A 14,271-nucleotide genomic window follows, 5' to 3' on the forward strand; every position below is an offset into this window, starting at 1 on the left:
ATTCCTCACAAGTAACGGAACTGCGACAGACCTAAAATATGATTTTAAAATCTTTTTTTGAACGAGTAAGAAAAATAACAAAGTATTGGAGTTAAAAAATCGATTTATTTTTCTTCAAAAAAACCTTTTACTTCAGACATAAGACTATACATTAAATAGAGATAGTCACTCATATATTGAACACCATTCATTGTCATAACCCACGAGCCATTAACGTATTTAAGTATCGTTTTTTTCCTTTTTCCATTATGTGTATATTCGACAGTTGCTGTTGAAGAAAAATTAAACTTTTGAGGATTTTTCTTTTTTGTCCACTGACAAGCATTGATAGCATAAAAAAACTTCTTCAGAAACAACAGCGGTGCAATAATTGTTTTGCCTTTTACTTCTATATAAAAAAAGTTCTTATTGCGTTTAACTAAAAACTCATCCGAGCTAAAAGACAATAAGTTGTCTTGGCATATGAATAAGGGCTGCTTAGGTTTATTTTGTTGAGTAAAATCAAAAGTAGGCTCTAGTTCTATAATCGCATTAACATATGGTAATTCTCTATCGAGATCACAGCCAGGTTTATTACTGATAGTACGCCATTGTTCCTTAGGAAAACGAGATAAACAAAATATATAGTTACGTCCTTTTATAAATTTCATTTTATCTCCTTCCTGTTGACTATAAAACCACCACCGTAAATAAACATCGCTTGGTCCAGGTGAAACAATAAAGTTATCGTTTTGCAAAAATGAAATGCCATCTGTTGCAATCGTATAATTATTATCCCCATCATGTTCACACCATTCAATCTCTTTATAATATCCGACATAAGCACACTTTGTTTGTTGTGGGCAAATAATCTTAGAAAATATTTCCCCTGTGCAAATTGCATTGTAATCCACCTTTGCAACATACCAAGGAATGTGATAAGTTGGTTCTCCATCTTCAAAACTCAATACACCCACTTTTTTGTATTCTTGTCCCATGATAGTCCCGCAGATTATAGTAATAGTAAGTATTATTTTAAAAAACATTTTATCTCCTTAAAATCAGACTACTGAGAACCACTAGGTATATTTGGATAACGTTTATCTAAAATTTTGTAGAACAGATACTAAGTGACCTGCCAAAAGTATTTACCCATTGGCATTTTGTTCTTTAATTTTCTAGCTTTGTTGCTCCTCTGTTACGCAGCTACGGCTGCGCGCCTTCGTCGCGCCGCGCTATAAAAATAAAGCCCTGCATTCAACGGGTAACTACTTTTGTCATGTCACTTAGAATTAGAATATCTCTCAAAATAATAGTAACAACTCAGGTAATTGAATGTACAGTTCAATATGAAAATTTGTAGGTTCTTCTTGACCTACAAATTTTCATTTACAAAACGTAACCTTTATTTAAAGGTGTAGGTGAATGTTTCCATTTTTTCTGCCTTATATCCTTCTTTTGGTGCTATTACAAGGCTTTTGAAGCGATCGTTTTGCCACAATCGCGGTGGGAATATGCTTTGTCCCCAAATACGTACTTTGTAAGCACTTATCTGAACGCCTGAATAACTTAGGTAGCTAGATGTGCCTTTTGCAAATTTAAAAGAAATAGGTCCAAACCATTGCCACCCATTATTGCTATTTAATGTATAGAATTGAATATATGCAGTGACAGTTCCTGAGGAATTATTCTGTATTTTTAGATACTTGCGTTCGTAGCTATTTAGTTTAGCTTTAGTTGAAGTCTGTCCTTTGGTATATCTGTATAACTTCCTACCTTCACGTGTGTACAATTCATTTTTCACCACAAGCATTTGCAATTTTTGCGAGGAAGTACTGCCGATATTTTTCCAATCATTGTTCTCGTAAACATAAATTTTATTACCTTCACGAGTAAAAACTTTATTACCCGCTATCTTCATTTCAAATGGTTCTCGATCCACCGAGCCTATTTTTTTCCAAGATTTTTTTGAGTATTGAAAAATATTTTTTCCATCGCGAGCGAAAACAAAATTGTTCGATGTTGCCATCGAAAAATATCCATAATCAATGTCACCAACTTTTCGCCAGATATCATTACTGTAAAGATTTATACTACTGCCTTCTCGCGTAAAAAGACGATTATTTGAAACATACATCTCGAAAGGATTACTACTAACTTTTCCTATTTTTTTCCAGCCATTTTTGTGGCGATATATCAATCTACCATCCCGTGTAAATAACCTTTTTCCTGCAGCCACCATAGAAAAGTCTTGTGTCCGACTCTTACCAATTTTTATCCAACGGTTATCATATTGATATATATTATTTTGATGATATATAAACACTTTTTTGGTAGAGGCAGTCATCTGAAAAAAAGAGTCTTGTATATTGTAAATCGTTCTCCATTTTCCATCGTAAACAAGAACTTCATTTCCTTCTCTTGTAAACAACTTTCCACTTACTGTTACCATTTGAAAAGGTGTTGCTCCCACAACTCCAATTTCTTTCCATTTATTATTACTGTACGAGTGTATTTTTTTACCTTCGCGAGTAAATATTTTTCCCTCTGATGCAACCATTTCAAATGGAGTTGCTCCAACAGCTCCAAAACTTTCCTTGCTCCAACCATTCGGCCCCGCAAATGTCAAACATGAGAGTACAATTGTGATAAAAATAAATCTTATCATTTTTTGCCTTTCTAAAATAAAAATTTCTTTACAAAATAGACGAATTTTCATCCACAGTAACATAGACGTTAAATAGCCAACAAAAGAAATTTTTTTATTAGAGCATGTCAGCATTCAGATTAATAATAGATGTCGTTAAAATATCATTGCCTTATGTTATAATACTGCGAGCAGTATCTCGTTGCCAAAAACTTTCTAGTAAAAAAATAGAGCTTTACGAGTTGTAACAATGCTTCTTTATTTGATGTTCACTTTCAAGACGAAAATATGTTCTAATCAAAACGATACACCGGTCCTTTTGATAACGACTGATTTACCGGATAAATACTCGACGCTAAGCTTTTTCCTGTCTTACTACGCAGGCTAATTGCTTTACTCGAAACATAAATTGTATGAATATAAAATTGCTGGTTTTTCCATTTCCCCCAATTGTGCCCAAGAATCATCTTTAACCGTTTTCCTTGGCGATTAGTATTGGAGTACAAAATAGTAGACCATTGCCCATCAGGGTTGATTCCTGGAATGATATAGCGACCTAAGGCGTCACGTCCAAGTGTATTTATATAGTAACCTTCATCACCATAGTCCTCTAATAAAATGCGTGGTAGATCTTTTTGGTATTTTTTTATACGTTCTATCACCCATTTTTCTTGTGAATTACTTGGTTTTTTTAAAGGAGCCATTTGCGAATAGTTACTGTTTTTTACTACATCAATATTGTGATGTTTACGCACATAAGCACTTTTGTTCTGTGCTTCTTTGTATTTTATGACTTTAGGGTTTGGTGGTGTTGTTTTTTTTTGCTGCCGGTTTGTGGTCTTTCGTTGCGTAATTTTATTGCTTGTCGAAGTAATTTTTTTATTTCTAGTCACATTTTTATTATTAGAACTATTTGCTGTTGTGCTTGTTGAAAAAATGAGAGAAATACCATAAATAATCCCTAGGATAGTGGCTACCGCTAAAATTTTACCTTGGGTAGTTATTTCATATTTTGTGTTTTTTTTTGTCATGCGTTTTTCCTAATTTTTGAGGAAAATCTACTTATGCCAATTTTTGCGCATTTCCCATATTCGAGCTTCGTGGCGTTGTTGTCTTTTACCATCACTAGAACGAAATGCTGCGATTTCAGCAGCCAGCGCGTTTAATTTTATCGATTCAATTTGCGAATCCCGTTCGCGATAGTGGCGTGCGATTTTTTCCCACAGTTCTGAAGAAATACTAAGTCCATTGTTCGTAGCTAATGTAAGCCATGGAAACAGAAAATCAATCACTGAATCAGAAAGAGATTCTTGTTGATCCAGTTTACTGAGAAAAGTATCTAAGACATCTCTCAAGTTATTAATATCCGCTTGCCACTTTAAATCCAAGTTCAATTCATTTGCGTCCTTTGCTAACCAAGTGTTATGAGGTCGAAAACCTATGTATTGTAGCTTATCCAATAGTTTCCACAGAGCTGTTGTTTTTTCATCATTTGTTTTTCCTGAAACGCAAATAATGATAACTCCTTGTTCCTTATAATTTAAAATTTCTTGTTCACTCGCTTCAAAAACAATCATGTAAATCGGACGCTGCGCTTTTTTGAGTAAATTCGCAACTTCTTCCAAAATAATCTTCAGATTAGGGTCTCGTAAGCTGTATCCCACAAATAGAAAAGTACGGTTAAGAAATAAACCTTTTAATAAAGCTGATAACGATGGACGCCTTTCAAAATAATGCTCGTAATCGTCCTTACTAAATGTAATGTTACCCAAATCATCAATGTCTCCATGAATTTTTAAAACATTGACCTGATCTTTGATAGGAGCCCACGCGACGTCAAAAGCTCGGTTTATAGTAAAAGCCACTTTTTTTATACGTAATAAAGATTGTTCTAACAAAGAATCAAAATTTGTGGTTACAACTGTAGAAACTGGAAGAGTCGCTAGTAAGTAATGTGTTATAGAAGGGACAAATTCACTATTTTTAAGTAAGCGTTTAAATTCTTTTGAAAAAGATTTACCTAGTCGGTCCCGACATTCTTGGGCTATACTCATCAATTCTTCTACATTTTCAGCCTTTTGATTTATGCCAGCTATTTCAGCTAAACTTGTAACTAACTCTTGCCAACTAGGAAGGCCCGATCCTTGAGAAATTCCTGCACCTGCAAAAACAACAAGGCGTTCGTTTGCCAATTCATTTTGCAATTCATCAATATGTTTGTGCATTTTGTACTTCGTTACAAACGATTTAATATCTTGAGATGCTTGATTTTGAATCATCAGAGCCATACCGTGCACTGTATCACTATAACTAATAAAAATCGGTTGAATATTAGGATAGTTTTCTCCAAGTATTTGCATTGCTTTTAGCTGCGCGCTTAACACTTCTATACGTTGCGAACGCCCTTTACCTAGCCCAAAAGCTGGAAAAGCGACTCGAATTGTGCGATTTGGTGGATAATTTTCACTCAAAGTCTTACCAATATTTGCAATCAATTGTGCAATGGAATCGCGATTAATATGACCGCGATACTCGCCTCCGACAACTCCAAGTACCATATCAGGTACATTTGCTTCTTCGCACAGTTCGCGCCCTGGTATGTAAGAAGTAAAACCTTGTTCGAGCCCACCATTTCCTACAATATCAGTATTTTCTGCTGTTCTTTTCTCTCTATTAGGTAGATTTTTAGAACTTGCTACAGCAAATTTATGTCGTAAGTATTCGTGAAATCCTTTGCCATATCTCTTTTTTAATGAAGCAGCTAAGTATCCTGGTACTAAAAAACATCCGACACCATAAACAACAACATCTACACGAATCATCGAAATATCAGCTCTGATAACAAGTGGTTGCATACAAATCTCCTGTAACTCCAAGCAAAGTTTTATTTTGAGATATAAGTGACCTGATAAAAATAGTTAGCCGTTGTAAGCTCTTAAAACTAATTTTACAAAGGACTAGTCTTAGTTTATAATAAAAAGCTTACTTTCGCAAAAAATTTCATTGATAGGTGATAAAATGTACGAACAATTTGGTAAATACAAAATCATTTCTGTTATTGGTCAGGGAGGAATGGGAAAAGTCTATAAAGCTTTTGATACTGAATTAAAGCGTACTGTTGCACTAAAAATTGTTTTATCTCCTGATTTACAATTTCTGCAACGTTTTATTATCGAAATGCAAGCTGTTGCTAAACTAAATCATACAAATATTATTAAAATTTTTAACATGGGATCAGACAATGGGGTTCATTTTTTCACAATGGAATACATTGAAGGAAGTGACCTAACTAGTTTTCTTCATAACAACCCACAAATCGATTTTAAAACGCGCGCTGTTATTCTTAGTAAAATAGCGTTTGCTTTACATCATTGCCATGCTATGGGAATTATCCACCGCGACTTGAAGCCTTCTAATATTATGATTCGTAGTAACGGCCAGCCAGTACTAATGGATTTTGGTTTAGCAAAAGACCAAGAGAAGCTTTCAGAATTAACTAAAACAGGTGAGTTACTAGGTACACCTTTTTACATGTCGCCAGAGCAAATTCTTGGAAAAAACAAGTCCATTGACGAACGCAGTGACATTTTTGCTCTTGGCATTATTATGTACGAAATGTTCACCGGAAAAATTCCATATAAAGCGCAGTCAATGTCTGGACTTTTAGTAGAAATTACCGAAGAAAAAATTACAACGTGCAGAAAAGTAAATAACTCTATTCCAAAAGACCTTAGCAAAATTTGCGAAAAAGCTACGCAAAAAAATATACAACATCGTTATCAAAACGCTCAGTGTTTTGCTAGAGATTTACGAAATTATTCGCGCAATAAAAAAATAAAAATACACTTAACTAGTTCTATTAATACTTATATTAAAGCAACGATTCTTATAGTGTTACTCTTAACTACATTTGTTTTTTATCAAAAGACAAACGGTAAAAAAAATACTCTACCCTCTGTTAAAATTTCCCACATACAAAATCCTTTTCAAGAGGCTAAATATTTATATCAACAGCGGTTGTATGAAGAATGCTATGACAAACTACAGAAAATCTTGTTAGCAAAATCAACGAATAGAGACAACGTTTACGAATACTTAGTGTATACTTGTGTTGAAATAGGCGAACATCAAAAAGCACTAAGCTACTGTTCAAAAATTTCAGAGAACAAACACAATAAGCAACCTTTAGTATTAGCGAAAGCTAAAATAGCTTACTTCAAAGAAAACTATGCGAAGGCTCGTTCTTTTTTACAAAAAATAACTGAAAATATCTCTGCAGAAACACTTTGGTATAAAGGATTAATCGAGTTTGCGACAAGTAACTACAACTTAGCAATTGATTTCTTGCACCAGGCTTCTTCGAAAGAAAATCCCCCCCTTTTTACTGCAAATGTCCAACATCTTTTAGGAAAAAGTTACTATTTTCAAGGTAATTTTTCTAAGGCAATAACTTTTCTCGAAGCCAGTTTACCTTTTTTACAGCAGCGAGATACATACGAGTATATTGCTCGCTGTTACCTAGAAAAACAAAAATACCATGAAGCAAAGAAAGTAATAAAAAGAGGTTGGAAACTCGGACGGCAAAACGGAGAGTATCTTACTCTCTACGCAGAAATACTTGAAAAACAAGACAAAATAAAAGCAGCAAGAGAAGTGTATATAAAAGCTTTAAGATCAGAAGTTACTAATACCCAAGCCCTTGAAGGTGTGCTTCGTTGTTATTTACAAAAAATGTCCTTTCGCGATACAAACCTCAATCATATTTTTGTGTACTTTAACGCTTTAACACAAAAATCTTCATTAAAAGCAAGTCCTTTTTTTCAGCAATACCAGGCGTTGGCTAAAAAGTATGCCCCATATCATTTTGAAAGACTACATTTACAAAAAAACACGCAATCTCCGCATTTACTGTTAAAAAAATTAGCATCGACTAATCAACAAATTTACAAACTCGCAATTAAAGGTCTCATAGCACTACGCTATCAAAAAAATATAGAAAAAAATATCAGTATGTGGTTGGATAAAATCCGCGAAAAACCGCTTCTTTACAAAAATGTGAAGCACACTCTCGATTTAATTCATAAGAAAAAGAAACAAGAAAAAAAATATATAGCCTTTTACTATATAGCAAAATGCCAGCTTGAAGACTTAACAACAAATTCATCCTTACATGATTTTGTTGATGATGAAGTGTTACTACAAATATTTAATGACAAAGAAGCAGACGATCTAATTCGCTATTTAAGTACAAAATGCCTTGTAAAAAGATTACATTTTGATTTATTAGAAAAAAACCAAAATAGTGACGATCATAGTAAGAAGATTATTTGTAATATTTTCCTACATACAGAAAAAATAAAATCTTTTTCTCTCAAACAAATAAAGGAATGCAGCCCTTTTCTCACATCAAAGGTAGCGAGAATAGCAAAACATCCACTACGACTAGCTTTCCTTAAAAATCCACACCTCATTGTACGCGTTAGTGCTGCAACTATACTTCTTAGAGAGAAAAGCCCTCCTCTTTCTAAAGAAGACAAAGAAGAATGTATTCAAACAATTGTAGATTGTTTTCGTAGTGAAAAAGCCAACTACCGTAGATATATTCATTTTTCTTTTTGGAGATTAAAATTATCTGTTAGCCTAAAGGATTATGTAGATCATTTCGTTGCTGGTTGTAATGATATAGATCCCTATGTACAACTTTCGACTTTAAAAAACTATAATAGGCTACATAGTTCTCCTGAATTTATGAATGCAATTTCTAGTAACAAAGCTTTTGTTGAAAGAATCTGCGATTTGCTCTCAAACAACCATGATTTTACTACAAGAGTTTTAGCGGGATTGTGGCTACAAAAATGCGATCCAGAAAATAAGTTACTCCAAGAAATTGTTTCAAATCTCGAAGAAGTGTTCTTTATACGATTTATATTTACTTTAGGGGTCGATTCTACGCAATTTTCAATAGGTGGGGCAATGGTTATGATGCGCAAGATCTCTCACTTGTTAACAAGCCCTGATCCTTTATTGCGTGCAGCAGCTTACTTACTAGGAGCAGTTCTTGGGCAACCTGTGGTAAAATATTTGAAAAAAGAGCAAGATTTACGTTTAAAAGCTAATCTCCTAACGAGCTATCGTGTAAAAAGAATCATTGGCTTCGTACCTCGCAATATTCAACAAGAGTACATAAAAGCAGCAAAGAAATATCGCAATCATAAAAATGCAAATATTCGCACAGCAGCTGTTGCTGCTGAAATTGCTTTGTCTTCGCCTAAAAGACGCGAATATTTATCCCAAAAACTATTGAAAAATAAAGATCCACATAAAAAACGCGGCGCAGCACTAGGTTACTACTCTCTTATTTCTCAAGATCTCAATACAAGCTCTCTCACCAAAGGCAAAAAAGCATTTACATCTCAAGCAGATGAATATAATACTTACGCCTTGTGCGAGTTCAAAATACAAAACCTTTAACCTGTAGAACAGGGAGGTCCGATAAATAATTAAGAAAATTAGCTAAATTGAAAGCAGCAATTTTGTTACTAATAGAATTAGCTAATCCTTTTATAGATCGCCTTTTAGTTGCGGAAAGAGAAAATTCGTTAACTAGAAGATTAATGGTAGTTTCAATAATTTTTCGAGCTTTTTGGAGAAGTTGATTAAGAGCACTTCCACGATTATTATATTCGCGCTGCATGGAAAGAAGTTCAACTCCATATTGTTTCTGAATAAATTTCTGAAACTCTTTACCAACGTAACCTTTATCGCTAATACAGAGAGAATGAGTTTTTATAACACGATGTTCTAGCATCTGTTGAACAACAAATTCAAAAGCTTTAACATCAGACATATTTGCTCCAGTAAGACAAGCAAATATAGGAATGCCTCTGAGATCAGAAACAAGATGACATTTGTAGCCATAATAGTTTGACTTTTTAGAGGCACAATGCCCAAAGTTAGCCCCATAATACTCAAATGGTTGCGATGAACTTTTAAGTCTTTGTAGATTACACAAGGAAATTGGAAAAGAATCTACCAAATAGTACTTTCCTGTGTTAGCACCTACTAAATTACAAAGATGCTGCTGAAAAAAACAAATAATTTCGTGCAAGCGAAATGTTCTTTTTACATACTGCGGACGGCAAATAAATTCTGGAAAAAGATACAGGTAATTTTTACGAATATATCTGTGCCAAGCATTTTGTGAATCTTGTTGACATAGCTCTTTGACTATATTGAGTGTTATTATTTCATCATCTGTGAATTTGGGATTATTGTTGTTACTTCTGCGTAATTGTTTTTGGCCGCCAATGCAATTTAAAAAGTTGTTTACTATGAAGTACACGATTATAAATAACTCTTCAACATTTAGTTTTTCTTTTTCTGAAAACTGGCCTAAAGTTGCCTTTACATCATCAATATTAACTTCAACATTTTTTACTAATTCTAATAGACTCTTTTGTTTCTCTTTACTCTGTGGTATCTTTGACATATAGGTATCCTTTAAATTTGTTTTTTTTATTTGGTATATATAGGATACCTTTTTTCTTACTGCATACTACAAATCAAATTTTCTTTACTATTTTGTATTTTTCAACTCGCACAAGGCGTAATACTTATATAAAACTATTAATCTCTAGAAAAAGTAATGCTAAAAAAAATCGCGCATACCAAAAGTGGTTAAGCCAAGCTATTTCATTTATTGACAGCGATTTATTCTACTACGAAAGAGCATTACTCTACAAAGATACTGATTACAAAAAAGCGCTATTAGATTTACGAAAAGCTTTTCAGTTGGTACCAAAAAATAGATATTTATTTACACAAGCGAAAATTCTTAGTACTATAAATCCCAAAGAAGCGAAAAATATCTTAAATAAAATTGATTACGCCATTTGCGACTTAGAAGACTTTGCTTTGGCAACTCGTATCGGAATCACAATAAAAGATGTTGATTATGCTAGGGCTATGTTGAAAAAATACTCATTTCTTCACACAGAAACAAAAGAAAAAGTAGTAATTCACTTACTTTCACACGATATATACAAGCAAAAAGAGCAAAATGTCGAAGCGCAAAAACATCTACATTATGCGCAACAGACAAAAGCAAATCGTTAAAAAAAGTAAAAAATTTTACAATTTATTACTTTGTGTATATTGTGTTGATATTTAGATTTTTATGTTTCATTTTTAAAAGACGTGGTGGGCATCGAGGAGAATACTCTGTGGAAATCGGTTCTTCCGAAAAAAAATATAAGCTATTAAAAACTATCGGCGAAGGTGGAATGGGGAAAGTCTATGAAGCTTTAGAATATAAAACAAAAAAACGCCGCGCTGTAAAACAAATACAAGTACCAGCGAATTGTTCATTTGAAAAGAGCGTATCTCGCTTCAAACGCGAGTATTTATTTTTGCGTTCGCTCCATCACGAAAATATTGTAAAAGCATATGATTTTTTTACAGAAGACAATAATGCTTTTATGGTACTTCAATACGTACAAGGACTTTCTCTACGAGATTATATTCGCGACCGTTCAAGATCACTGTCTATCAAAGAACAATTGGCTATTTGTTTACAAATCATAAGAGCTGTCGAGTACATAAATACAACGGGCGTTTTGCACCGCGACATCAAACCAGCTAATATTATTGTAAACGAAGCTAAAAAAAAGGCCACATTACTCGACTTAGGCATCGCCAAAAACCTTGAAACAAATTTGACAAAATTAACTCGCACAGGAGAAATAGTTGGTACTCCAAGCTACTTAAGTCCAGAACAAGTTGGTGGTGACACCGCTGAAAATAGCGATGTGTTTTCTTTAGCAGTAGTTCTATATCAATTTTTGTCGTGGCAAAAGCATTCTCCTTTTTATCGCAACAATTATATTGCAACCCTAACAGCGATTTCTACACAACAACTCCCTCTATTACATCAATTTATTGACGATTCTCGTTACAAAAACATTAGTATTGTTTTGCAAAAAGCATTAGAAAAAGATAGCGAGAAAAGAATACAAACGGCAAAACAGTTCGCAAATCTTTTGCAACAAATATATAACAGTTACGACAATCAAAAATCGCAATGGAATATTCCGCAACCGCTAAATACAGTGCAAGAGAAAAAACTACACCTTATAGGCGAAAAATATGGTAAAGATAGTATCTTTGTTCGAAGAATTAAACGTATATCAAAAAGAAAACAAAAAAAACAAACATCATCTATTTTCATAGTAATAAGTGTAGCCGTATCTTTGTTTGTTTTATTAGTTTTAGCGAACTACTCTTTGAAACCTGACATCGCAGAATTTAAATTTGACAACGATAGCAACACCACCACTCAGTCACTAAACAGTAAGAAGTCACAAGAAAGAAAAAATATAGAGAAAACAAAAAAGATTCCAACACAACTAAAGTTACCTCCTGAAATTTCAAAAAAGAAAACGGTTGATCCTAGTAACGAAAAATACACAAACCTTCTTGTTGAAATACAAGACACATCTAAATTTGAGAAGTGGAAACAATTAAGCAAATTTATTGCCAAATATCCTCTAAAATCTGTTACTACAGACGCAAAAAAACAACGATTATCTGTCGAAGAGAAAATTTTAGAAGATATGATTAATTTGGAATTGGCAATGAATAACAGTGATCCATCAAACGGGCAACAAATTATATCAAAGTATAATAATTTCAGCGCAAATTTTTTACCTTTACAAGTTCCCTATGGGCAATTACCAAAAGCTTTCAAACTTTTACAAGAAAGTTATAAGAGCTACCAAGTAAAAGTAAAAACGTTTGAAAAAAATCAACAGCATAAAATAAATGAAATAATTAATTCCACCTATGAAAAAATGATGAAAAAGCGCGATTTTAACGAGGGTGTTCTGCTTTTACAACCATGGCTCAAATACGAATTGGCAAAATCGAAAATAGATATACTTCTTAAAGCGCAACAATTATTTGCCAAAATGAAATCTATATTCAAAAACCACCGTGGTCGCAAGATAAGTATTTCTCTTACAAACGGAAAATTTACTCGCGGTTACATTGTAAAGGTACAAAGTAAGCAATTTCTGCTAAAAGATTACAAAAATAAAGTACATACAATCAAATACACAGCGCTTCACTTAAAAACACTTGACAAGTTTCTTGGGCAAAAAATTACTCAAGAAAACCTCTATTGCTTAAGTCTTCTTGCTTTTGCACAAAAAAATTACACTTTATGTAGAGCATTTATAACAAGAATTGTACCTAAAAAAGAGGACGTTAGAGAGTTGTTAACGCAGATTGTAGCAATAGAAAAAAAGTCCAACGCGCAAAAAAGAAGGGTTTCTTTTCTTTCTCCCCAAAACTGGCTTGGACAAAAAAAAATAACATTATCTGCTAATATCTTTGAAATAAATTTCAAACTAAAAATAACAGGAGGAAGCCCTGTTAAACAAGTTACAGTGAACAACCAAAAAATGTTTCACGACGAAAAACAACACATTTTCACATATGATTTATCTCTTATTTCTAATAATGTACAAAAAATAAACATAAAAATAATCAACAGTGACTTAACATTCACAGAGTATTCTTGGTCACTAAAAAAACTTACAGAGAAAAACGTAGCTATATTTCGTGGCTCACTAGAACGTTCTGGTTTTTATCATGCCGTTGATAATTTCAAACCTCGTAACTTAAAATGGAGCTTCAAAACAAAACAAGCTATACATACTTCTCCAATAGGGGCTTACAATAATATCTATGTAGGGAGTGACGCTGGTATTCTTTACGCTATTGATTCAAAGTCAGGCGAAGAAAAATGGCAATATAAGATAGGCGAAACTATTTACGCTACTCCTGTTATTGACAAAGGTACCGTATACCTGGGTAGTTTGAAAAGAAAACTTTTTGCAATCAACGCTAAAAACGGCAAAAAATTATGGGATTTTCCTATAGGTGGGAATATTAAAAGCTCAGCGATAGTTGTTAACAATGTAATATTTTTTGCTTCTATGGATAAGTGTATATATGCTGTAAATACGAAGACACGCAATCTACTCTGGAAATATAGAACAAATGCCGGAATTCTTTCTTCCCCAGTTATTAAAAATAATGTATTATATATCGCAAGCAAAGACAAAAATATATATGCTCTTAACGTTAATTCTGGTAGTCTTTTGTGGAAGTTTACCACGAAAAGAGAATTTGAATATGCAACACCAGCTATTTATGGCAATCGCATCCATTTTGGTAGTATCGATGGTTCTTTTTACTCTTTAAGTCTTGATGGAAAGCAAAAACTGCGCTTTGAAACTCCTGAATCCATTTATTCGTCCCCTTGCTTAGTACAGAATGTCGCATACTTTGGAAACAAAGACGGTAGTTTTTATGCTATTTATTTAAAAACAGGTAAGAAAATTTGGGAATCACAAGTAAATAACCCTATATCGACAAGTCCTATTGGTACTTCTAAATTTATTTATTTTACATGCCAAGACGGTTATATTTACGAATTAGATCGCAAAACAGGACAACAAACGTGGAGTTACAATATAGGTATTGAGATTACGAAATCTTCACCGATGATCTATCACAATGTTCTGTACTTTGGTGGAGACAATGGTTACTTATATGCTTTTGATTAAGACACACTAACAATT

8 protein-coding genes are annotated in these 14,271 nt (G+C 33.4%); 3 read left to right on the forward strand and 5 right to left on the reverse strand.

The annotated features are described in order from the left end of the window. Positions 1-104: 104 nt before the first annotated feature. The 4 genes from UABHE_RS08245 to UABHE_RS08260 form a co-directional block, all read right to left on the reverse strand. On the reverse strand, positions 105-1,025 hold the full coding sequence (locus UABHE_RS08245; protein ID WP_372369774.1) for a hypothetical protein: 921 nt from the start codon (positions 1,023-1,025) through the stop codon (positions 105-107). 359 nt (positions 1,026-1,384) lie between these two features. Then, positions 1,385-2,647 (reverse strand): hypothetical protein, encoded by a 1,263-nt coding sequence (locus tag UABHE_RS08250; protein WP_372369775.1) that lies wholly within the window; start codon positions 2,645-2,647, stop codon positions 1,385-1,387. A 272-nt stretch (positions 2,648-2,919) separates the two neighbouring features. Beyond that, a complete protein-coding gene (locus tag UABHE_RS08255; protein ID WP_372369776.1) occupies positions 2,920-3,657 on the reverse strand; it encodes a hypothetical protein in 738 nt (245 codons plus the stop codon). Between the two features lie 27 nt (positions 3,658-3,684). Then, positions 3,685-5,481: an SIR2 family protein gene (locus tag UABHE_RS08260; RefSeq protein WP_372369777.1), complete on the reverse strand. Its 1,797-nt coding sequence runs from the start codon at positions 5,479-5,481 to the stop codon at positions 3,685-3,687. A 163-nt stretch (positions 5,482-5,644) separates the two neighbouring features. Between UABHE_RS08260 and UABHE_RS08265 the strand changes: the two genes are divergently transcribed. Beyond that, entirely contained in the window at positions 5,645-9,097 is a 3,453-nt protein-coding gene (locus tag UABHE_RS08265) for a protein kinase (protein WP_372369778.1), read from the forward strand. On the opposite strand, the gene UABHE_RS08270 is transcribed toward UABHE_RS08265, so the two are convergent. After that, positions 9,078-10,115 carry an IS982 family transposase gene (locus tag UABHE_RS08270; protein WP_372364909.1) on the reverse strand — a complete coding sequence of 346 codons (1,038 nt, stop codon included), beginning with the start codon at positions 10,113-10,115 and terminating at the stop codon, positions 9,078-9,080. The genes UABHE_RS08265 and UABHE_RS08270 overlap by 20 nt on opposite strands. Before the next feature lie 17 nt (positions 10,116-10,132). Between UABHE_RS08270 and UABHE_RS08275 the strand changes: the two genes are divergently transcribed. Further along, a complete protein-coding gene (locus UABHE_RS08275) occupies positions 10,133-10,741 on the forward strand; it encodes a hypothetical protein (RefSeq protein ID WP_372369779.1) in 609 nt (202 codons plus the stop codon). A gap of 107 nt (positions 10,742-10,848) precedes the next feature. Next, a complete protein-coding gene (locus UABHE_RS08280) occupies positions 10,849-14,256 on the forward strand; it encodes a PQQ-binding-like beta-propeller repeat protein (RefSeq protein ID WP_372369780.1) in 3,408 nt (1,135 codons plus the stop codon). Positions 14,257-14,271 lie beyond the last annotated feature (15 nt).

This window comes from Candidatus Uabimicrobium helgolandensis, assembly GCF_041508025.1.
Lineage (GTDB): Bacteria > Planctomycetota > Uabimicrobiia > Uabimicrobiales > Uabimicrobiaceae > Uabimicrobium > Uabimicrobium helgolandensis.